The organism is Paraeggerthella hominis (assembly GCF_021044775.1).
GTDB classification, from domain to species: domain Bacteria; phylum Actinomycetota; class Coriobacteriia; order Coriobacteriales; family Eggerthellaceae; genus Paraeggerthella; species Paraeggerthella hominis.
In genome coordinates, this window is record NZ_JAJNOQ010000008.1 from 102470 (window position 1) to 124153 (window position 21684).

Consider the following 21684-nt stretch of genomic DNA (forward strand, 5'->3'; position numbering starts at 1 on the left):
TTGTGGGTCTGCGCGACGCGTTTGCGCCCGGCGCATGGCTGCCGCTCGATGCGCTGCCGTTTGCGGACTTCGGCCTGGGATGGGTGCTCATAGCCTTTGCGGGCGCCGCCGTGGGCGCTGCATGGTCGCTAGCTCGACGTCGGCGCGAATCGCGTTGCCAGCAAGGCTGATTCGCTGATCACGCCCTCGTCGAGAAACGTTTCCAGCAGCATGGGCGGAACGGTCCTTCGCATGCGCTGGCCGAAACGGGATCCGAAGAGCTGCTCGGTTGTCATGTCGGGCAGGTGCTCGGCGCGATAGGCCAGCAGGGAAAACACTCCGCCAAGCGCGAACTCGATGGCAAGCGACGAGTTGAATCCTAGATTCGCCTCGTCAATGCCAAGCATGCCGATCCAAGCTTGCTTCATGGCGCGCTTGAGCGTTCCCTGCAACTGCGGGGATCCGTGTTTTCCGGCTATCAGGCTGAGGCGATCAAGGTGCACGTGGTATTTGGGGTCGCACAGCAAGGCGTCCAGGTTGCTTTTCGGGTCGATGATCTCCCTGAACACCGCAACCATAAGATCGGTTGGCAGCATTTGCTCGACGGCGTCTTTCGCTAGCTCGCCAAGGTTGCCGTAGTGGTAGTAGAACGCGTTTTTGTTGAGGCCCGTCGATCGTAGGATATCCGCCACCGAAAGCGCCGCGTAAGGCTTTTCGGCCAGCAGCGTCCAGAATGCGTCCCTCATGCGGTCGACGGCGGGGACGTCCTGCCCTTTTTTCGGTCGCGGCACGGTTTCCTCCTTGCTATGAGCGCTTTGCTCATTTGTAATTGGTCGTTTTCCCGTGATTTGCATATTTTTATTGGACGCATAGGCCAATAAAATCATCCTAGAACAGATGGCGAAGGGTCGTCAAGCACCGCGGTTCCCGCATGCGGGCTCTTCGAAGCAAGCCGCGCTCAAGCGCGCGGGGAGGGGACGTGATGCCATGGAAACGCAGACGCGTGCGAATGGGCGGCCTATGGTCGAATTCAAAGGCGCGGTTCAGAGGTTCGGCAGGAAAACGCCTTTGGCGGACGGCAGGCGCACCGTACTGGATCGGGTGAACCTGCGCGTCGACCGGGGCAGCATTCTCTGCCTGCTGGGGCCTTCGGGGTGCGGCAAAACCACCATGGTCAACCTTATTATGGGCGTGACGGTGCCGGCGGCGGGCGAGGTGCTGGTCATGGGCGAGCGCGCTCCGTACCCTACGGCGCGCGCCCGCGTGGGCTACATGCCGCAGGAGGATGCGCTCTACGACGACATCACCGCCGAGGAGAACCTGCGGTTCTTCGGCGCGATGAACGGGCTTTCGGGTGCGCGGCTGGACGCGCGCATCGGCGAGATGCTGAAGTTCGGTCGCTTGGAAGACGATCGCAAGAAGCTGGTGTCGGCGTTTTCGGGCGGCATGAAGCGAAGGCTAAGCCTGGGCGTGGCGATGCTGCACGAGCCTGAGCTGCTGGTGCTCGACGAGCCAACGGTGGGGCTTGATCCCGATCATAGGCGTCGCATCTGGGATGCGTTTTCCGCGATGGCGGGCGAAGGGGCCACCATCATCGTGACGACGCACGTCATGGACGAAGCGGTTCGGTGCGACCAGATAGCCATGCTGCACGGCGGCCGCATCATCGCGAACGCATCGCCTGCCGATATCCTTGTGCAAACGGGAGCCGACAATCTGGAGGATGCGTTCCTTATCCTAGAGGGCTCGTCTGAAGGGAAGGAGGCCGATCATGCGTAAGACGCTCGCGGTTGCTCGCCGCATCCTCTCGCAGTTCATGCACGATAAGCGCACCATCGCGCTTCTGTTCGTGGCGCCCATCGTGGTGCTGTGGCTGCTGTCGGTGCTGCTGGGCGCCGACTCCTACCAGCCGCGCATCGCCACGGTTTCGCTTCCGTCTTCATATCAGCATGCGCTCGAGGCGCAGGATGCGCGCGTGTCGGACGTGGGGGTCGACGAAGCCGAGCGTCTGCTGCGCTCCAATAACGTGGATGCGGTATTGCGCATGAAAGGCGACGCGACGCTGGAGATATGGGCCGAAGGCAGCGATTCCACCAAGACCGCTGCCGTGATGGCGTGCGCGTCGTCTGCCATGGCCGACGTGCAAAAAGACGCGGCGGATCAGATGGAAGCGGACATCGAGGCGAAGAAGGACGAAATCGAGCAGGCTCGGGAGGACGCTGAATCCAAGCAGGTCGAACTGCGCAGCGCTATCGAAGAGGTGGCGCTCTCGCTTCCGCCGAGCGCTTTGGCGAAGATGCCGGAGTCGGTGCGCGACATGTTGGACGGATCGCTTGCGAGCACCGTTTCGGCTGAGGATTTCGCCCTTGACCCTTCGTCGTACATGCCGGTGAAAGAGGTGGAGACCTCGTATTTGCACGGTAGCGAGGATTGGAAGATGTTCGACTTCTACGGGCCGGTGTTCATCGGGGTGTTCCTGTTCGCGTTCACGTTCATCACAAGCGGCATGTCGCTGGTGAACGAGCGCGGCGCGGGAACCATGGCGCGCTTTCTGGCGACGCCGGTCAAGCCGACGCAGATCTTGGGCGGCTACTCCATTGGATTCGGCGCGCTGGTGCTTGCGCAATCGGGCGTGATCCTGGCGGTGGCGTTGGGGCTGATCGGTTTTCCCAACGAAGGCAACCTGGGCTTGGTCGTGGTGACGGCGGTGTCGATGGCGCTGGTGTCGGTGACGTTGGGGCTTTTGGTGTCGGGCCTGGCCAGCAACGCGTTTCAGGTTATCCAGCTCATGCTCTTGTTCGTGGTGCCGCAGATACTGCTGTGCGGCTTGTTCGACCTGTCGAGCGCGCCGGGCTGGCTTCAGGCGCTGGGCCAGTGCATGCCGGTGACGTACGGGGTGGACGCCCTGCGCGCGGTGATGCTGCGCGGTGCCGATTTCGCGGCGGTCTGGCCCGATCTTGCGGTTCTGTGGGGATTCGTGGCAGCGTTCTTCGTGCTGGCGGCGCTGGGCTTTCGCAAGAAGCGCGCCCGGGTGCGGTAGCGGACGGGGTTGGGGTCCTTGCGCTGCACGGTTTTGCCCTCAATGTTGCGCTTGACTCGGCATGCTTCGGCCTCGCCTTCGCACGACCTGGCAAAACGATCGCGTGACGCAAGTCCCCGAGGGCGGGGCGCTCAAGGAACTCGCGATACGCGACATTGGGGGCAAAACCGTGCGGCAAACGCGGCCCTGCGCGGTGCCGCCAACCTGAATGGACGCTTCGGCTGCACGACTGGGCGCATGTGGTCCGGTTGTGCTTTGCGGGTGCGGATTATCGTATCGGCTTGGGAGCTCCAGTCCGCGTGTTGTCACGCCAGCCTGCCCCCGCCCCCGCATCACGCGCGTTTTGGCGCGCAGAACGCGAGGACTTTACCGCTTGCTCGTCCGCGCGCACGCGGTAACGGGTAAAATAAATGCTTTGCAAAGTATCGCTGGTATGTTCGGAGGTCGTCCCGCATGGTCGAACGCGCAACAGAGGAAACAACGGAGAAGCCCGAAGGGGCGGCGTTCGCGCACGGGTCGCTGGGGCTGCTCGCGCCAAGCTGGTGGGAGCCTGAAGAGGGGGAGCCTGCCCCCGAACCGTGGCTCACGCCCGACGAAGCGCTCGACCGCTTCCTCGATTGGGTGGCGTCGCGCGGCATCGACTTGTGGCCCCATCAGGAAGAAGCGCTCATGGCGCTCATGATGGGCGATCACGTTATCCTGGGCACGCCCACGGGTTCCGGCAAGTCGATGGTCGCGCTGGGCCTGCACTTCATGGCGCTTGCCACGGGTCGACGCGCGTACTACACAGCTCCCATCAAAGCTCTGGTCAGCGAGAAGTTCTTCGATTTAGTGGACGTGCTGGGGCGCGAGAACGTGGGCATGATCACGGGCGACACGCACATCAACGCGCAGGCGCCGGTCGTGTGCTGTACGGCCGAGATCCTGGCGAACGAAGCGCTGCGCGAGGGCGAGCGCGCCGACGTGGGCTGCGTTGCCATGGACGAGTTCCATTTCTACGGCGACGCCGACCGCGGATGGGCGTGGCAGGTTCCCTTGCTCACGCTGCCGAAAACGCAGTTCTTGCTGATGAGCGCAACGTTGGGCGACGTCTCGAACATCGCGAGCTCGCTCAAGGAGCGTACGGGCGTCGACGTCGACGTGGTGGCCGACGCCCCGCGCCCCGTTCCGCTGTCGTACGAATACGTGGAAATGCCGCTCGAAGGCACCGTGGAGCTGGCGCTGCGCAACGGCGAGGCTCCGCTCTACATCGTGCATTTCTCGCAGGATGCGGCGCTTGCCACGGCGCAATCGCTTTCGAGCTTCGGCGTGGCGTCGAAGGAGCAGCGCGAGGACATCAAGCGCGCCATGGCCGGCACGCGCTTCACCACGGCGTTCGGCAAAACGCTCAAGCGCCTGCTTTCAAGCGGCGTCGGCGTGCATCACGCCGGCATGCTGCCCCGGTATCGCTTGCTGGTGGAAAAGCTTGCTCAACAGGGGATTCTTCCCGTCATCTGCGGTACGGACACGCTGGGCGTGGGCATCAACGTGCCCATTCACACCGTGCTTTTGACGGCGCTCACGAAGTTCGACGGCTACAAGATGCGCCGTCTGCGCGCCCGCGAGTTCCATCAGATCGCGGGCCGCGCGGGCCGCAGCGGCTTCGACACCGAAGGCGTGGTGCTGGCTGAAGCTCCCGAGCACGACATCGAGAACGTGAAGCTGGTGCAGAAGGCCGGCGGCGACCCGAAGAAGCTGCGCAAGATCAAGAAGAAGCAGCCGCCTGAGGGATTCGTCACCTGGAACAAGCAGACGTTCGAGCGCCTGATCGAGGCAACGCCCGAAACGCTGAAGCCGCGCATGAAGATCACGCATTCGATGGTGCTGTCGGAAGTGGTGCAGGGCGGCGACGCGTACGCGCGCGTGCGCAAGCTCATCGCCGATTCCGCTCAAACCGACGAGGAGAAGGCCGCCCTGGTCGTGCGCGCGGACGACATATTCGCCACGCTCGTGAACGCCGACGTGGTGGAGCGCGTGCAGGCCGAAGATGGAAGCACGGAATACGTCACCACCGTCGATCTTCCCGAGGATTTTGCGCTTGATCAGCCGCTTTCGCCGTTTTTGCTGGCTGCGCTGGAGCTGCTGGACCCGGAAAGCGACACGTACGCCCACGACGTCATCTCCATGGCCGAGGCCACGCTGGAAAACCCGCGTCAGGTGCTGCGCGCGCAGGAACGGCAGGCGAAGGATCGGGCCATGGCCGACATGAAGGCCGACGGGGTGGACTACGAGGAACGCTTGGAGCGCATCGCCGAGATCACGTATCCCAAGCCGCTCGAGGATCTGCTGGGTGCGGCGTTCGAACGCTATTGCCAGGAGGTGCCGTGGGCGCGCGATTTCCAGCTGGAGCCGAAGTCGGTCCTGCGCGACATGCTGGAAACCGCCAGCGACTTCAAGGGCTACGTGCAGCGTTACGGCATCGCCCGGTCGGAGGGGCTGCTGCTGCGCTACCTGGCCGACGCGTACCGGGTGATCGCGCGCACGGTGCCGGTGGACAAGCGCAACGATCGGCTAGAGGACGTCATCGCATGGCTGGGCTTCGTGGTGAGGTCGGTGGACTCCAGCTTGATGGATGAATGGGAGAACGCGGGGTCGGCCTTGGACGCGGCTGCGCCGGTGGACGCTGACGAGGTGGTGACGGATCGGCGCGGCGTGACGGTGCTCGTTCGCAACGCGCTGTTTTTGCGCGTGCGGCTGGCTGCGCAGGAGCGCGCGGCGGAGTTGGGCCGCTTGGACCAGGATTGGGGCTGCGGGGAGCCGCGTTGGCAGCGCGCCTTGGATTCGTACTACGAAGCGCACGACGAGGTGCGCATCGACGGCGATGCGCGGTCGATGGCCTATCTGGAGATCGACGAGTCCGACGAGAAATCGGCCCGCGTGTGGCACGTGCACCAGATTTTCAGCGACCCTGACGACGATCACGATTTCGGCATTGCCGCCGATGTCGATTTGGACGCCACACAGGAAGAGGGCGAGGTCGTGTTCAAGAACTTCCGCGTGGGCTTCTTCGAAGAACTGGGAATCGAATAGCCGATGGGTTTGGCCGGGGCGGGCAACCCGTCCCGCGGCCTTGCTCCCGGCGCCGCTTCGCTGGAGCAAACGTGCGGCGGCGCTCGGCGCGGCATGAGTCGACGCGCTTGTGGCATAATCGTGTCGAAGCAAAAAGAAGGGATCCTCATGTCGCGTCAAACCGCTGCGTCCACAACGCGTCGCACGTTGCATTATTTCTGGTTGGTCACTCGCAAACACTTCGGGCTGTTCACGGCCCTTATGGCGTCGACGTTTCTGTTCGTGGCGCTGCTTTCGTACGGCAACCCGTACGTGATGAGCCTGGTGGTGGACCGTGTGAGCGCGGGGTCGGTGTCGCCGGACGAGGTGTTCGCGGTGTTCGGGCCGTACATTCTGGCGCTCATCGGAATCAACGTAGCAGGTCAGGTTGCCAGCAAGGTGCAGGACTACACCATGTACCGTCTGCAAATCGCAGCCTCGTACGATTTGGCCACCATGTCGTTCGACGCGCTGTGCAACCAGTCCATGTCGTTTCATTCGAACCGTTTCGGCGGTACGCTGGTCAGCCAAACCACCAAGTTCATGAGCGCTTACCAACTGCTGCTGGAAACCATCACGTTTCCGTTTCTGCCGGTGATCTGCTCGGTGGTGTTCACGTGCGCCATCCTTGCTCCTCGCGTTCCGGTGTACGTGGCCATCCTCATGCTGCTGCTGGCGGTGTACGCGGGGGTTTCGTATTACATGTACAAGCGCATCCTGGCCCTGAACGAGAAGGCGGCGGGCGCGCAGAACCAGCTTTCGGGCGAGTTGTCGGATTCGGTGGCGAACATTCTTGCCGTGAAGACCTACGGTCGCGAGGATTACGAGCGCGGCTTGTTCGACCAGGCGAACCGCGAGGTGGTGGCGCGCGATTCCAAGCGCATGTGGGCATCGCTTACGCGCGGCATCGTGACGGCGTGCATCACCGTTGCCATCATGAGCGTGGTGGCGGTGTTCATCGCGGGCGGCAACGCGTGGTACGGCATCACGCCGGGCACGCTGGTGGTCATGTTCACCTACACCTACACGGTGACGAACCAGTTCAACTTCATCAACAACGGGTTGCAGCGCTTCAACCGCGCGTTCGGCGACGCCAGCGGTATGACGATCATCCTCGACGAGCCGCGTCTGGTAGCCGACGCGCCCGACGCCGCTCCGCTTGAGGTGCGCGAAGGGTCCATCGATTTCGAGGGAATTGGATTCTGGTATACCGACGGAGACGTGCGCACGACGGTGTTCGACGGGCTTGATTTTCACATACCCGCAGGCCAGAGGGTTGGCTTGGTGGGTGCGAGCGGTGCGGGCAAAACCACGCTCACGAAGCTGTTGCTGCGGCTTTCCGACATTCAGGAGGGCCGCATCCTGGTGGACGGCCAGGACGTCGCCGACGCCGCGCAGCAGTCGCTTCGCCGCCAGATCGCCTACGTGCCGCAGGAGGCGCTGCTGTTCCATCGCAGCATTGCGGAGAACATCGCGTACGGACGGCCCGACGCGTCCATGGACGAGATCCGCGAAGCGGCGCGCCGTGCGAACGCGCTCGAGTTCATCGAGCGCTTGCCGCAGGGTTTCGATACCGTTACGGGCGAGCGCGGCGTCAAGCTGTCGGGCGGCCAGCGCCAGCGCATCGCCATAGCGCGTGCGCTTCTGGCTGATTGCCCGGTGCTCGTGCTGGACGAGGCTACCAGCGCGCTCGATTCCGAAAGCGAGCACCTGGTGCAGGACGCGCTGGCCACCCTCATGCACGGGCGTACGGCCATCGTGGTGGCGCATCGCTTGTCCACGGTGGCCAGCTTGGACCGCATCGTGGTGCTTGACGGAGGCCGCGTGGTCGAGGACGGCCCGCATGCGCAGTTGATCGAGGCGGGTGGAGCGTATGCGCGCCTGTGGGAGTGCCAGACGGGCGCGTATCTGGAGTAGGCCGCGCGCGCCGCGGCGGGGCGGCGCCAGGAGTGCGAGCGCCTGGCGGCGGCGCGTGGGTGTCGCGCGGGCGATGGCGTGCGTCGCCGCTTCCGCGGAGCGCGCTCCCGCAAGGGCGAACGCCGCTGCCGCGTCCGTTTCCGCGGGGCCCGCTTCCGCGAGGGCAACGCCACTGCTGCGCGCGTTTCCGAGCGGCAAGATCCCCTCGCTGTCAAAACGGACGAGTTTTGCGGCGGTTTTTCGCCCTCAGAGGAGTCTCTTCTCGAACGCGTTTTGCATCACCCCAGTTCACAAGCTGCAAGCATCCTTTATCCTTGTTTGAGGACCAGCAAAACTCGTCCGTTTTGACAGGACGGGCGAAACCAGCGGCTTTCAAGGGAAACGCGGCTCCGGAAATCGGAATCGCTCGGATTTGAGGCCGCCCGCGCGCATTCCGCGCTATCATGGTTTCATGCACGCGAACAAGCGCGCCGATGCGCGCGACGGGCGCAGGCCCGCAGGAACGAAAGGCTAGCTATGGCGAAAATTGCAATGACCACGCCGCTTGTGGAAATGGACGGCGACGAGATGACGCGCATCATCTGGCAGATGATCAAGGACGAACTGCTCGCGCCGCACATCGACTTGAAGACCGAGTACTACGACCTGGGGCTGGAGCATCGCAACGCCACCGACGACCACGTGACCGTCGACTCCGCCGAGGCGACCCGCCGCCTGGGCGTTGCCGTGAAGTGCGCCACCATCACGCCGAACGCCGCGCGCATGGACGAGTACGACCTGAAGCAGATGTGGAAGAGCCCTAACGGCACCATCCGCGCCATGCTCGACGGCACCGTGTTCCGCACGCCCATCACGGTGGCGGGCATCGAGCCGTGCGTGCGCAACTGGGTCAAGCCCATCACCATCGCGCGTCATGCTTACGGCGACGTGTACAAGAACGCCGAGATTCGCGTACCCGGTCCCGGCAAGGTGGAGCTCGTCTACACCGCCGCCGACGGCACCGAGACGCGCGAGCTCGTGCACGAGTACGACGGTCCGGGCGTGGCGCAGGGAATGCACAACCTGGACGCTTCCATCGAGAGCTTCGCGCGCAGCTGCTTCGAGTACGCGCTCGACATCAAGCAGGATATCTGGTTCGCCACGAAGGACACCATCTCGAAGAAGTACGACCATCGCTTCAAGGACGTGTTCCAGGAAGTCTACGACGCCGAGTACGCCGCGCGCTTCGAGGAAGCCGGCATCGAGTACTTCTACACGCTGATCGACGACGCGGTGGCGCGCGTGATGAAGGCCGACGGCGGGTTTATCTGGGCCTGCAAGAACTATGACGGCGATGTGATGAGCGACATGGTGTCAAGCGCGTTCGGCTCGCTTGCCATGATGACGTCGGTGCTGGTCAGCTCCCAGGGCTACTACGAGTACGAAGCCGCGCACGGCACCGTGCAACGCCACTACTACAAGCACCTTAAGGGCGAGGAAACGTCCACGAACTCGGTGGCCACCATCTTCGCGTGGTCGGGCGCGCTGCGCAAGCGCGGCGAGCTTGACGGCTTGGACGACCTGGTGGACTTCGCGAATCGCTTGGAAAAGGCCACGCTCGACACCATCGAAGCCGGCGAGATGACGGGCGACCTGGCGCTCATCACTACGCTGCCGAACCCGGTGAAGCTCAGCACGCGCGACTTCATCTTGGCGGTTGCCAAGCGCCTGGCGGCGTAGAGTCGGCTTCTGCGCCCAACGCAGCGTTCACGGCCTCGGATCGCATTGCGCTCCGAGGCCGTTTTTTTGGCCAGGTACCGTGATCCAACCATGCCCGATTGACGTTTGGGATTCAAACGTCAATCGGGCATGGCGCCTTCATGCAAGAGGAGTATCATAGGCCGGATGCGTTCGGCGAGCTTCATGAAGGAGGGTTGCGGCAAGATGGGAAACGTTTTTCGCGTGTTCAAGCGTGACCTTTTGCGCCTGTTGAAGGTGCCGCCCGCCTTGGTGGTGGTCGTCGCCTTACTGGTTCTGCCATCGGTCTACACCTGGTACAACGTGGTGGGCTTTTGGAACCCGTACGACAATACGGGGAATCTGCGCGTGTGCGTGGTGAACGAGGATGTCGGCGGCTCAAGCGATTTGACCGGCGAGCTTCACGTTGGCGACATGATCGTTGAGGAACTGCATGAAAACAAGCAGCTGGACTGGGTTTTCACCGATCACGATACCGCTTTGTCCGAACTTCAATCGGGCAAGAGCTACGCGGCCTTCGTCATACCGAAGGACTTCACCGAGCACTTGCTCTCTTTGACGACCGGCGATTTCACGCAGCCGGAAATCCAATACTACGTCAACGAAAAGCTTGGGCCGGTTTCGCCTAAGATCACCGATACGGGCGCCACGACGCTTGATGAAACCATCAACTCCACGTTCGTCTCGACCGTAAGCGACGTTGCTGCCGAAGCCATAGACCAGGCGGTGTCCGACGCGCGCGGATCGATCGACGCATCGCGGTCTCGCGCGGTTTCCGAGATATCCGAAACGGCGCAGCTGGTAAGCGACGCCCGCGCATCGCTCGGCGCTATTTCGGCGGCCACCGACGAGGCTCAGAATAAGGTTGGGAATTCGCGCGGCACGCTCGATCGTGCGCGCACCGAGATTGCAAGCGCCAGCAGCGCGCTGCAAAACGTGTCGAACCTTGCCGGGCAGATGCAAAGCGGGCTGGCAAGCGTATCGACCACCGCAGCGCCCGCCGTGAGCCAAAGCCTGCTTGCCGTTTCCCAGGCGTCTTCCAAGGCGAACGGCGCGATAGGGGATTTGACGACGGCTGCGGGGGAGGCTCAGGCGGGCATAGGCTCCTCGTTGTCCCAGGGACAGGCGATCGTCCAAGAGAGCAAGGCGCTGGCCGCCTACCTGCGCACGATGGCGGACGGGCTTCCCGCCGGCGACCCCGGCAAGGAGCCTCTTGCGGCCATGGCGGACGAGCTGGATCGCCGCGCGGCTGATGCGCAGCAAACCTTGGACGGCCTTGCGAGCCTCAACGGGGAAGCGGGCAAGCTGTCCCAGTCGGTGTCGCAGGCGGGCGATTCGCTCAATGCTGCGGTGCAGCTTGCCGTCAACGATGCGAACACGTATTCGAACGGGCTGTTCGGAACCACGATTCCCCTGGTCAACCAGAGCTTGTCGCAGGTGAGCGCAACCTCGGCCACGCTGGGCGCGGCCGTTGCCAGCCAGCGGCTGCTGATCGACCAGACGTCGCTTGTCCTGGACCAGCTTTCCTCGACGCTTGCCACGGCGAAAGAAGCGCTCGGCCAAACCGACGCCATTCTGGCAAGCTTGAGCGAAAGCCTTGATACGGTGAGGACCGATGTGCTGTCGTTGGGCGAGTCGGGAGTTTTGACGAAGCTGTTCGGAGAAGACGGGCTGGACGCCACGAAGATCGCTGAATTCATGGGATCTCCCACCAAGCTTGTCACCGAGCAGCTTTATCCGCTTAACGCCTACGGGTCGGCCATGGCTCCGCTGTTCATGAACCTGACGTTTTGGATCGGCGCTTTCATGCTGCTGGTCATCATGAAGCAAGAGGTGGATGGGGAGGGCATACGGAACCTGACCGTCACGCAGCGCTATCTAGGCAGGTTCTTGCTGCTGGCCGTCATGGCGGTTCTGCAGGCGGTCATCTGCTGCGCCGGCGTTTTGGTCATAGGGGTCCAGGCCGTGAACGCCCCGGCGCTGTTCTTTGCGGCAGCGGTGGCGTCGCTTTCCTACCTGAGCATCATCTACGCGCTTTCGGTTACGTTGCAGCACATTGGCAAGGGCATCTGCGTGGTGCTGGTGTTCGCGCAGATTCCGGGCGCGACGGGCTTGTACCCCATCGAGATGACCTCGGGCTTTTTCCAGGCGGTGTACCCCTTCTTCCCGTTCACCTACGGCATCGGCGCCATGCGCGAGGCCATCTGCGGGTTCTACGGTTCCCATTACACCGACGCCGTGGGCATGCTCGTGTTGTTTTTCGTGCTGTTCATGGCTTTGGGGATCATCGTTCGGCCCCTCATGGCGAACGTGAACCGCATGGTTGCGGGGCAGGTGAGCCAAAGCGGCCTGTTCAACGGCGAGGACGTGGAGGTTCCCGAGCGCCCGTACCGGTTCGCGCAGCTGTTCCGCGCGCTTGCGGACAAGGACGAGTACCGCGAAGAGCTGCAGCTTCGCTACGAGCGCTTTGCCCGCTGGTATCCTCGGCTTATCCGCGGATCCGTGGCGCTGGGCCTGGCGGTGCCCGTGGCGTTGACCGTGATATTCGCGCTCACGCCCACCGAGAAGGTGTGGTTGCTGACCGCGTGGCTGATATGGATGGTTACCGTGTTCGTGTTCTTGGTGGTGCTGGAGAGCCTGCGCGACAGCTTCGAACGGCAGCTGAAGCTTGACGGCATGTCCGAAGAAGGCTTGCTGGAACTGGGCGCGTCGCGCAACAGCATGGCGCGAACCTCGGATGCCCTTCGCGGCTTGAAGGGAGGCGGCGGTCATGAGTAACCTGTGGCGCATCCTTCGCAGCGACTTCAAAAGCCTGTTCGCGAACGCGATGAGCATCATCATCGCCGTGGGCTTGGTGGTCATGCCTTCCATCTTCGCCTGGTACAACGTCATTGCGTGCTGGAACGTGTTCGACAACACCGGCAGCCTTACCGTGGCGGTGGCCAATGTCGACGAGGGGTACGAAAGCGATTTGGTTCCCTTGCACGTCAACGTGGGCGAGCAGGTGGTTTCCGCGCTGCGCGCCAACGACCAGATCGATTGGACCTTCACGTCCGAAGAGGACGCCGTGGACGGCGCGAAATCGGGACGCTACTACGCGGCGGTGGTCATTCCGAGCAGCTTCAGCAAGGATATGCTCACCTTTTATTCGCAGGACGTGCAACACGCGAAAATCGTGTACTACGCGAACGAGAAGAAGAGCGCGATTGCCCCGAAAATTACCGACAAGGGTGCCGATTCCGTGTCGTACCAGGTAAACGAAGTGTTCGCCGAAACGCTTTCGGAAGTTGCACTCAGCTTGGCGGAATCGCTCTCGCGCTATGCCGACGACGCCGACGTGAACGGTCGCATCGCCGATCTGTCCAAGCACGTGCGCGGCATGGGGGAGCAGGTGAAGCAGATGGGCTCGGTGCTCGATCTGTACGCTTCGCTCGCGCGTTCTTCGCAAACGCTTATCGGCGATTCGGTCAAGCTTATCGGGTCGGCCCGCTCCGAGTTGGACGGCATGGGCGCAACGGCTTCGCAGGGTGCGGCGGCTACGGGCGACATGGTCGAAGCCCTGAAGCAGTCGGTCGACGACCTGTCGCACGCGCTCGAGAGCACGGGGCAGGGCTTCGGCGCGGTTTCCGATTCGGTGGACGCCCTGTTCGACACGGCTTCTTCGGGAACGCAGGAGTGCGTTGCGCAGATGCGCGCGCAGGCCGATACGGTGGACGGGCAGATCAGCCACTACGTTGCCCTGGTGGGCCAGTTGGAGCAGCTGCGGGGGCAGGTGCCCGAAGAGTATCAACCTGCCGTGGACGCGGTGATCGTGCGGCTGAACGCCGTTATCGAGCTTATGGAGGGCGTGCGCGACAACCTGCGCAGCGCGGCGACCAAGCTGGAAGCGGGCAACGCGAACACGCAGGCCGAGCGCGAGGAGATCAAGAAGCTGGCCGCGCAGGCACAGGAGAGCATGTCGGCGGTCAAAGGCGATTTCGATGCGAACGTGAAACCGGCCATGCAGCAGCTGGCAAGCAACGTGTCAACGCTTGCGGCCAACGTTGGAGCCGGCGTGGACAACTTGCGGGCTTCGAGTTCCGGGCTGGCCGATTCCGCGGGGTCGGCCAACGATCTGCTGGGGTCGGCGGCTTCGAAGATCGACGGCGCGGCGCAGAAGCTGCGCGGATCGGCCGCCGAGCTGGCGTCTTTGGCCGACAGCATCGACCAAGCGCTTGCGAGCGGCGATATGGAAGCCCTGCGCCATGTGCTGGGCTCGGACACCCAGGTGCTTTCGAAGGCGCTTTCGGCACCGGTCGCCATCGATCGCATCGCCGTGTTCCCGGCGGACAACTTCGGATCGGCCATGGCTCCGCTGTACACGACGCTGGCCCTGTTCATCGGCTCGCTGCTTATCCTGGTTGCGGTGAAGCCGGGCGTCTCCGATAAGACGAGGGCGCTTTTGAGCGACCCGCGTCCCCGCGAGCTGTTCTTGGGGCATTTCGGCGTCATGGCGTTTCTGTCGCTGGCGCAGACCACGCTGATGGGGCTGGGCAACATGCTGTTCTTGCAGGTGCAGGTAGCCCATCCGATGCTGTTCATGCTGTGCTTCTGGGTGGCGGGCCTGGTGTTCACGTTCTTGATCTACGCGCTGGTGGCGGCGTTCGCCAACTTGGGCAAGGCGGTCGCGGTGCTGCTTCTGATCATCCAGGTGACGGGATGCGGGGGCTCCTATCCGCTGCAGCTGCTGCCCTCGTTCATCCAGGACCTCAGCCCGTGGCTGCCGGCAACCCATGTGGTCAACGCCATGCGCGCGGCCATGTTCGGGACGTTCGGCAACGATTTCTGGATCGAGTTGGGCAAGCTGGCGCTGTTCCTGCTTCCCGCTGCGTTCATCGGCCTGGTGCTGCGCAAGCCGTTGGCGAAATTCATGACGTGGTACGTCGAGCAGGTGGAGTCCTCGAAGCTGGTGGGGTAGGGCAGGCGACGCCCGCGCGTGCAGATGCGGGCGTCGCCTACGTGCGCGCGAGCGCGCATCAGGAGCAGTAGGCGTCCTTCACTGTTTGAAACAGCGATCGAATGCGCTGGTCAGCCAAGCTGTACACGACGTAATGCCCGGAACGCTGGGCATGTACCACGCCCGCAAGGCGAAGCGCTGAAAGGTGCTGGGAAAGCGCGGGCCGACTGATGTTGGGAACGCTTTCGGCCAGTTGGGCCACGGTTTGGTCGGCTTCGAGCAGCGCGCAGAGAATCAAGAGCCGATTCTCGTTGGCAAGCAGGCGAAACAGTTCCGCTACCTGGTGCGCTTTTTCTTCCATGGCGGTCTCCTATGCGGGAGTCGAAGGGTTCGTAGACGTCGCGGGTCGCTCTTCCGTCGGCGGTTCCATGCCGTGCGCGCGGCCTTTGGAGATGAGCTGGGTCATGGTGCCCATGGGACAGAACGCGCACCACGAGCGCGGCCGGTACAGAGCCATGACTGCAAGCCCGATCAGGTTCGACGTCAGCATGATGCTGTAGAACCCGAAGGCGAATTGCGCAACCCACGGCTCCACTTCCACCGGATAGGCCCAATCCCATGGCAGCGAGAAGGTCCACAGAAGCTGTACGGCCGTTCCCAGCTCGCTGCTTCCGGCGAACACCATCCAGGTGACGAACAGCATGTTCGCGAACATGGCCATGAAGAACACCAGGAAGCCCAGCCTGAACGCGCGCGACCGCAGGATGCGCGGGGTCGGCTTGTTGCGCGAGAGGCCGAACCGCTTGCCCAGGAGCGTCAGGAACTGTCCGCGGTCGCAGTAGCGGTTGCAGTAGGCTTTTCCGCCGCCTGCCAGGGAAACGATGAGCGGCACGAAGAAGAACACGAGGCCGATCCACGCGAACAGGATATTGAAGAAGCCCAGTGCCAGGTAGATGGGCGTGATCACGTACAGGCGGTCGTACCAGCGCGGTGCGCATGCCTTGCCGCACGCCTTCTTGCCGCTCATGCCGACACCGCCTCGCGTCGGTGCACGGCTACGGCGGATGCCGGGCATTCTGCTTCGCATGCTCCGCAGCCCACGCAAAGGGTCGCGTTCACGTACGCCCTTGTTCCGCGCCAGACTGAAACGGCTTCCCGAGGGCAGGCGTGAGCGCATGCGCCGCAGGCGACGCAGGCTTTCTCGGCTACGACCGCTATCTTCTTTGCCACCGTCTTCCTTTCTCTAAATTAGAATATAAGAATATTCTTAAATAATAAACGAAGAGGGACCGCCGCGCAACCGTGCAATGGCGCGCCCGGCCTCATCAGCGAAAAAGGCGCATGAAACAGGATGTCAACGACGTTTCGCTATAGAGGGGGCAATGAATAGGGTGCTAAAGCATCCGGGGGTTTCGGCCGCAACGGCGCTGCCATGGGAATAGCATAGCTTGGGAAGCTCAAGTTCTACCATTGAACCACGCCCGCAATCAAGCGAATGACAGTATAGCGTATCGCGCAGCTTTGTCACCGGAAATCCTCCTCAAGTCCATGCTTTTCCCTGCCGTTCACGAGTCCCGGGACGAGCCTGCCGACGTACCGGTCCGCGAGCCCCCTCGTGGTGGCTGGGATGAACCCGACGTACAGGTCGAGCGTGTAGGACGCGTCGGCGTGCCCGAGAAGCGCCGACACCGTCTTGATGTTCTCGCCCCGGGCGAGGTTGATGGTCGCGAACGTGTGTCGGAGGGCGTAGGGCCGCGTGCCGGCGAACCCCGCTTTCCGGACGAACGCGTTCCATCTCTTCTTGAACGAGTTGTAGCTCCAGGGGTTGCCCGTCTCGCCCAGAAGCGGCGTCGAGCTCCTAAGGACGAGCCCCATCTCGTCGAGCGCGCGCCTCTTCTCCTCGATCCACGCCTCCACGACCGACGCCGTGTACCTGTCGAGCGGGACCGTGCGCATCGAGCTGTCCGACTTGGTGTAGTTCTCTATCCTTCCCGCGCGCAGGGCCGCCACGATCCGCATCTGCGCGTCTTCCCCCTCCTCTGCGGGGACGAAGGTCCCGACGCGCTGGGCGAGCATCTCCTCGGGGCGCATGCCCGTGGAGAACAGGATGAGCACGGCCACCTTGGTCATGTCGAGGGGGAGGGACGACGCCTCCTCGAGGAACGCCTCTGCCTCGTCCTCCATCAGCGGGTCGATGAGAGGTCTGCCCTTCCTGAAGCCCTTGGAGAGGAAGCGCTTCTTGGCGACGTTGCGCCCGACGTGCTCGCGATCGACGGCATCGTTGAGGACCTCGCGCACGAACTTGAGCACCTTGGACTGCATCGCCGGCCCGGCGACGCGTACGGGCGAGAAGGGGGCCCTCCTCTTGAGCCTCCCCTCCTGCCGCAGCCTCTCCCTGTTCTCCTCCTCGCGTCTCCTCTTCTCGAGCGCCCACTCCTCGGACAGGCGGGGCACCGCGAGCACGCACCGCTCGACGTCCTCGGCGACGAGCTCCTTCAGGGGAATCGACCCTATCGTCGCCTTGGCGTACTTCAGGTAACGCCTTTCGTTGGCGGTCGACGCGGGGGAGATCACCCCGACTCGGCGCTCGACATACCGCTCCGCGTACTCCCCGAAGGGCATCGCTGCCCAGGCGGCGGCGTCGAGCGAGCCCCCGCCCCGTGCCTCGAGCGCGAGGTCGAGGACCGCGTTCTTCTCCTCCTCGAACGCGCGGACCTGCCCTTTGAGGTCGACCTTCTTGTTGAGGGCGAACACCACGCGGGTGAGTTTCTTCTTCCCGCCGAAATGACGACGGTGCTCCTCGGGGATGCGGATGGTGAGCTCGTAGGCGGTGGTGCGCGAATCCTTGCGCTTTCGCCGCGGCGTGCCGCGCCTCGCGGCCGCCTCGTCGAGGTTGTATGGTTTGTCGCAGTGAAGCAGCTGCATGGGTTGTCGTTCGTCAAGCGGACTGCAGGCCCTCGCGGCCCTCGTCCTTATACAGGTAGTTCAGCAGGGCGAGCTTCGGCACGAGCCACTTCTTGCCGACGCGGCAGCCCTTGAGCTCACCGCGGGCGAGGAGGCGGCGCACCTCCTGGCTGGTGGCGCAGGTGAACTCCGCGACCTGGGCGGAGGTCATCATGTACGGGTAGTCCTCCAGCATGAAGAGGTAGAGCCCGTCCGGGTCGGCGGCGCGCAGTCGCTCCACGTCTATGCCGACCTCGCCGTGGATGTCGTTCATTTCGCTCTCCTTCTCTCGTTTCGGTCCCAATCGGGATGATGACCCGTTTCCAGCATGGCGCAACCCTGCAGGCGGCCCATCTGCACCGTTGCGCCAGGGTGCGGCGTGGAGTATGGACCACCGGTTTCTCGGCGCGCGCCTCATTTCTCGACAGCGTACACACATTGTTCGCGTTCGGCGCCGCAGACCCCTTTTCTCAGGATTTTTGTTCCGAATTGAGATACAGACGATCAGAGGCTATCCTGCTCATCAGGATGCTTGCATACTTTGATGGTGCGAGTTGCGGACATGCAAGAGCTACGCGTTTGGTTCGTTTTCAGCGGTGTTGGAAGTATCGGCTCAATGAAAAGCCAAGTCGACATTTTCGTAGACCGAGGTTTAGAAATGGCTTTTCTCGCTTGCACAGACATGGTGCATAAAAGCGTTTTGCTTGGGAATTCTAACGAAATAAATAACCACATAACGTAAATGCAGCCATAGATACAAAAGGAATCGAATGGCCAGAGAGGACTGCGCCTACCGATGGTCGATTCTTGACAGGCAAACTCAAGCCTCGTTAATATTACATGGTTTGCCAGACCGAATTAACAAAGGAGGGGTGTCGTGGTTGGTCTTTTCCGCACGTGGATGAGCGCCTAGAAAGCGGCGCTGTTGTGGCGTCGCGCTGTTTTTCTGCACGCCATTTCACGATTGGACATAACCATGATATTTGAAACCTCTCGGGGCAGGTCTGCTCTGCTGTGCCATTCATGGCAATTCAAGCTTTGTTTCGTATGGGGCGGGGAGCTCGTTTCGACATTGACGAGTTCGATTCTCCAGATGGGTCTTATTTGGCATCTCGCCCTCACGACAGGGTCGTCTTCTCTCCTCTCCTTAGCATCGCTGGCAGGCTTTCTGCCGATTGCTTTGTTCGGAATCCTTGCGGGCGCCGTTGTCGACAGACTGCCTTTGAAACGTGTCCTCATCGGCGCCGACCTCTTCATTGCCGCGGTGGGTGCCGCCTTGGCGATTGCCTCGTTGGCCGGCAGCTTACCTGCATGGCTAATTCTCATCGCCTTGTTTCTCCGTGCAGTTGGTACTTCGTTCTACACGCCAGCCTCCCAATCTCTCACGCCCCATCTCGCCCCACCGGAGCATCTCGTTCGCCTATCGGGGGTGACTCAGGCGATTCAGTCCGGCGGATACATTCTTGGCGCCGCGCTTGCAGCAGTGATTTATCCCGTGGCGGGCATTACCGCTATGATTGTCCTCGACGTGCTGGGAGCGCTTTTCGCTTCTTTAGCCGTCCTCGCCGCACAGATAGACGCAGGGGGCCTCGACGAAGCCGACCGCAGCTTGTCCTTTTCCAATAAGGTTCGAGAGCTCTTCTCTGAGATTTCGGACGGCTACAAGCTGATTAGGGGGTACAGGGGGCTGTTCGCCCTTCTTTGGTGCGGGTTCGTCTTCGCTTTCGCGTTCTCTCCGCTCGCGGCATTGTTCCCAATAATGACCTTGGGGCATTTTGGCGGTAGCACGGGGGATGCCGCTTTGGTGGAAATCCTTTTTTCTGCAGGCATGCTGGCTGGGTCCGGTATCTTGGCGGTTACGGGAGGGTTCCGCAATAGGTCGTTCACCATGGTCGCCGCGATTGCCGGCTTCGGCATTGCCGCAATCGTATCCGGATCGCTCGGCCCGTCATTGTTCGCTGCTTTCCTGCCGGTGAGCTTTCTTATGGGCGCATGCTCCCCGTTGTACGCGGGAACCCAGACTGCCCTTATGCAGGAGCAGATACCTCCTGAGTACCTAGGCCGCGTTTTCGGCCTCTACGGAACCATCATGGCTTGGGCCATGCCCATGGGCCTCGCAGCTCCCTCCGTTTTTGCGGATCTGCTTGGAGCTCCGTTATGGTTCGTCGGCTCTGGAGCGACCATGGTACTGCTTGCGATGGCTATGCTGCTTGCTCCGAGCGTCCGAAGCGCGGGGAAAAGAGATACCGGGCAGATTCAATAGCCCAAGTATTCGAAAAAAAAGAGGCAGCAGCCATCGGTTCAAGCGTCAGCCTTCAAGCCCTTGCGACGACGAGGTATTGCACTGACATCCCACATCGCGCTCCTTATTCGTCGCCAACTATCATTTTCGGATTTGCCGGCTTGCGCAAGGTCAAAACGCTCGCGCCGGCAATTGGGCAAAGGCGAAAAATCGACGTGAGCAATCTTTTTTGGCATGGCTGCGTTTCCAGTAAAACGCTAATACACAAAAGGCGGTTCAACCTATGGAACTCATAGTCAAAGCTAAAGACATCTTTTTGGAATATGCCGGCCGCGATATCCTAGATATCGAAGAGTTGGAAATCTACTCCTACGATCGCATCGGCTTGGTGGGAGACAATGGCGCAGGCAAAACCAGCCTGCTTAAAATTCTGAGCGGCAATCTTACCATTGCGGACGCCGACGTCAGGCGTTTCGGCAGCATTGCCCTCATCGGCCAACTCGATGAACTCGACCTTGATGCGGCTCAGGGCAGTGGTGAGATGCTCTCCCGTCTCAACGTCGCCGGAGTGGCGCAGGAGACGATGAGCGGCGGAGAGGAGACACGCGCCAAGATTGCCTCTGCGCTCTCCCAGCATGCAAGCGCGATCTTTGCTGATGAGCCTACGAGCCACCTCGACCAAGACGGCATCAGCCTTCTCGTCGGACAACTCAAGGCATTTGATGGAGCCCTGCTCATTGTGAGCCATGACCGTTATTTTCTCGATCAGGTAGTGGACAAGATCTGGGAGCTCAAAGACGGCGGTATTTCCGAATTCTGGGGTGACTACTCCGACTATCTGCGACAGAAAGAAGAAGAACGCAAAGTTCAGGCGGCTCGATACGAAGAGGCGATGCGCGAGCGCGAGCGCCTTGAAGCCGCCATCGAAAAACAACGGAAAAAAGCACGGCAGGTCGACGCCAAGCAGAAGGGCGCAAAGAAAAGCAACGAGAATGCAGGTCGATTGGGACATCAGAAAGCAACCGGCACCAAACAGAAGAGGATGTACCAGGCGGCTAAGAACATGGAGAAGCGCCTCGAAGCGCTCGAAGGGATTGAGGCCCCTGACAGCATTCGCACCGTGCGGTTCCGCCAGAGCAAGGCCCTGGAACTGCATAGTAAATTTCCCATCTCGGCAGACGATTTCAGCTTGAGCTTCGGCAACTGCATGCTCTATGACCACGCGAAATTCGAGATACCGCTCGGTGCTAAAGTGGCCATCACCGGTGGCAACGGTACAGGAAAGACCAGCCTGCTGAAGGCAATCGCTCGACGCGCCGACGGTATCAACATCTCTCCCAAGGCGGAGATCGGTTACTTCGAGCAAACAGGCTACAAGTTCGACGCCCGTCAGTCTGCGATCTCGTTCATGCAGGATGGTTGCGAGTACAGCATGACCGAAATCCGAAGCATCCTCGCCTCTATGGGAATCGGACCGCGTGACCTGGCAAAGGACGTTGGCGTTCTCTCGGGAGGCGAAGTCATCAAGCTGCTGCTCGCGAAGATGCTGCTGGGCAGATACAACATCTTGCTCATGGACGAGCCTGGAAATTACCTGGACATCAAGAGCGCCGAAGCCCTCGAGCAGATGATGAGCGCCTATGCCGGAACGATAGTGTTCGTCTCCCACGATAAGAGGCTGGTCGAGAACGTCGCAGACATTATTTACGAAATAAAGGACACCAAGCTAGTCAAAATCTTTCAGCGCGAATAACCCTAAATGAGCAGGATATATTCCCAGAATGGAGACAAAAGGCCTCGAAA

General features: G+C 61.9%; 15 protein-coding genes. 9 read left to right on the forward strand and 6 right to left on the reverse strand.

The genetic code is table 11. The features are described 5' to 3' along the window. Positions 1-128 precede the first annotated feature (128 nt). Positions 129-770: a TetR/AcrR family transcriptional regulator gene (locus tag LQE90_RS09540; protein ID WP_216529550.1), complete on the reverse strand. Its 642-nt coding sequence runs from the start codon at positions 768-770 to the stop codon at positions 129-131. 196 nt (positions 771-966) lie between these two features. Here LQE90_RS09540 and LQE90_RS09545 point away from each other — a divergent pair, with 196 nt between their 5' ends. The 7 genes from LQE90_RS09545 to LQE90_RS09575 all read left to right on the forward strand — a co-directional run bounded on the left by LQE90_RS09545 (position 967) and on the right by LQE90_RS09575 (position 14717). Then, entirely contained in the window at positions 967-1758 is a 792-nt protein-coding gene (locus LQE90_RS09545) for an ABC transporter ATP-binding protein (RefSeq protein WP_231088278.1), read from the forward strand. Next, positions 1751-3019, forward strand: a complete 1269-nt coding sequence (locus tag LQE90_RS09550) for an ABC transporter permease (protein WP_216529552.1) — start codon at positions 1751-1753, stop codon at positions 3017-3019. The genes LQE90_RS09545 and LQE90_RS09550 overlap by 8 nt, the downstream gene beginning before the upstream one ends. A gap of 453 nt (positions 3020-3472) precedes the next feature. Then, positions 3473-6088 carry a DEAD/DEAH box helicase gene (locus LQE90_RS09555; RefSeq protein WP_216529553.1) on the forward strand — a complete coding sequence of 872 codons (2616 nt, stop codon included), beginning with the start codon at positions 3473-3475 and terminating at the stop codon, positions 6086-6088. Between the two features lie 147 nt (positions 6089-6235). Then, on the forward strand, positions 6236-8023 hold the full coding sequence (locus tag LQE90_RS09560; RefSeq protein ID WP_216529554.1) for an ABC transporter ATP-binding protein: 1788 nt from the start codon (positions 6236-6238) through the stop codon (positions 8021-8023). A 516-nt stretch (positions 8024-8539) separates the two neighbouring features. After that, entirely contained in the window at positions 8540-9742 is a 1203-nt protein-coding gene (locus tag LQE90_RS09565) for an NADP-dependent isocitrate dehydrogenase (protein ID WP_216529555.1), read from the forward strand. A 204-nt stretch (positions 9743-9946) separates the two neighbouring features. Further along, on the forward strand, positions 9947-12538 hold the full coding sequence (locus LQE90_RS09570; RefSeq protein ID WP_216529556.1) for a YhgE/Pip domain-containing protein: 2592 nt from the start codon (positions 9947-9949) through the stop codon (positions 12536-12538). Continuing rightward, positions 12531-14717 carry a YhgE/Pip domain-containing protein gene (locus LQE90_RS09575; RefSeq protein WP_216529557.1) on the forward strand — a complete coding sequence of 729 codons (2187 nt, stop codon included), beginning with the start codon at positions 12531-12533 and terminating at the stop codon, positions 14715-14717. Before LQE90_RS09570 ends, LQE90_RS09575 begins: the two co-directional genes overlap by 8 nt. 58 nt (positions 14718-14775) lie before the next feature. Here LQE90_RS09575 and LQE90_RS09580 read toward each other — a convergent pair whose 3' ends face one another. The 5 genes from LQE90_RS09580 to LQE90_RS09600 all read right to left on the reverse strand — a co-directional run bounded on the left by LQE90_RS09580 (position 14776) and on the right by LQE90_RS09600 (position 17913). Then, entirely contained in the window at positions 14776-15057 is a 282-nt protein-coding gene (locus LQE90_RS09580; RefSeq protein WP_147269846.1) for an ArsR/SmtB family transcription factor, read from the reverse strand. Positions 15058-15066: 9 nt separating this feature from the next. Next, entirely contained in the window at positions 15067-15723 is a 657-nt protein-coding gene (locus LQE90_RS09585) for a 4Fe-4S binding protein (protein ID WP_216529558.1), read from the reverse strand. Beyond that, positions 15720-15926, reverse strand: a complete 207-nt coding sequence (locus LQE90_RS09590; RefSeq protein WP_114565979.1) for an ATP-binding protein — start codon at positions 15924-15926, stop codon at positions 15720-15722. Before LQE90_RS09590 ends, LQE90_RS09585 begins: the two co-directional genes overlap by 4 nt. Before the next feature lie 294 nt (positions 15927-16220). Beyond that, positions 16221-17621: a tyrosine-type recombinase/integrase gene (locus LQE90_RS12475; RefSeq protein WP_216529559.1), complete on the reverse strand. Its 1401-nt coding sequence runs from the start codon at positions 17619-17621 to the stop codon at positions 16221-16223. Between the two features lie 13 nt (positions 17622-17634). Then, complete coding sequence (locus LQE90_RS09600) at positions 17635-17913, reverse strand: helix-turn-helix domain-containing protein (RefSeq protein ID WP_123209646.1); 279 nt, start codon at positions 17911-17913, stop codon at positions 17635-17637. 702 nt (positions 17914-18615) lie between these two features. Between LQE90_RS09600 and LQE90_RS09605 the strand changes: the two genes are divergently transcribed. Next, positions 18616-19902, forward strand: a complete 1287-nt coding sequence (locus tag LQE90_RS09605; protein ID WP_123209656.1) for an MFS transporter — start codon at positions 18616-18618, stop codon at positions 19900-19902. A gap of 262 nt (positions 19903-20164) precedes the next feature. Further along, positions 20165-21634, forward strand: coding sequence for a ribosomal protection-like ABC-F family protein (abc-f, locus tag LQE90_RS09610; protein ID WP_176878047.1), 1470 nt, complete (start codon positions 20165-20167; stop codon positions 21632-21634). The last annotated feature ends 50 nt before the right edge of the window (positions 21635-21684 follow it).

Excerpts from the sequence above, each read along its gene's own strand:
- LQE90_RS09545 (WP_231088278.1), top strand. The coding sequence starts at position 967 with ATGGAAACGCAGACGCGTGCGAATGGGCGGCCTATGGTCGAATTCAAA.
- LQE90_RS09550 (WP_216529552.1), top strand. The coding sequence starts at position 1,751 with ATGCGTAAGACGCTCGCGGTTGCTCGCCGCATCCTCTCGCAGTTCATG.
- LQE90_RS09555 (WP_216529553.1), top strand. The coding sequence starts at position 3,473 with ATGGTCGAACGCGCAACAGAGGAAACAACGGAGAAGCCCGAAGGGGCG.
- LQE90_RS09560 (WP_216529554.1), top strand. The coding sequence starts at position 6,236 with ATGTCGCGTCAAACCGCTGCGTCCACAACGCGTCGCACGTTGCATTAT.
- LQE90_RS09565 (WP_216529555.1), top strand. The coding sequence starts at position 8,540 with ATGGCGAAAATTGCAATGACCACGCCGCTTGTGGAAATGGACGGCGAC.
- LQE90_RS09570 (WP_216529556.1), top strand. The coding sequence starts at position 9,947 with ATGGGAAACGTTTTTCGCGTGTTCAAGCGTGACCTTTTGCGCCTGTTG.
- LQE90_RS09575 (WP_216529557.1), top strand. The coding sequence starts at position 12,531 with ATGAGTAACCTGTGGCGCATCCTTCGCAGCGACTTCAAAAGCCTGTTC.
- LQE90_RS09580 (WP_147269846.1), bottom strand. The coding sequence starts at position 15,057 with ATGGAAGAAAAAGCGCACCAGGTAGCGGAACTGTTTCGCCTGCTTGCC.
- LQE90_RS09585 (WP_216529558.1), bottom strand. The coding sequence starts at position 15,723 with ATGAGCGGCAAGAAGGCGTGCGGCAAGGCATGCGCACCGCGCTGGTAC.
- LQE90_RS12475 (WP_216529559.1), bottom strand. The coding sequence starts at position 17,621 with ATGCAGCTGCTTCACTGCGACAAACCATACAACCTCGACGAGGCGGCC.
- LQE90_RS09600 (WP_123209646.1), bottom strand. The coding sequence starts at position 17,913 with ATGAACGACATCCACGGCGAGGTCGGCATAGACGTGGAGCGACTGCGC.
- LQE90_RS09605 (WP_123209656.1), top strand. The coding sequence starts at position 18,616 with ATGATATTTGAAACCTCTCGGGGCAGGTCTGCTCTGCTGTGCCATTCA.
- abc-f (WP_176878047.1), top strand. The coding sequence starts at position 20,165 with ATGGAACTCATAGTCAAAGCTAAAGACATCTTTTTGGAATATGCCGGC.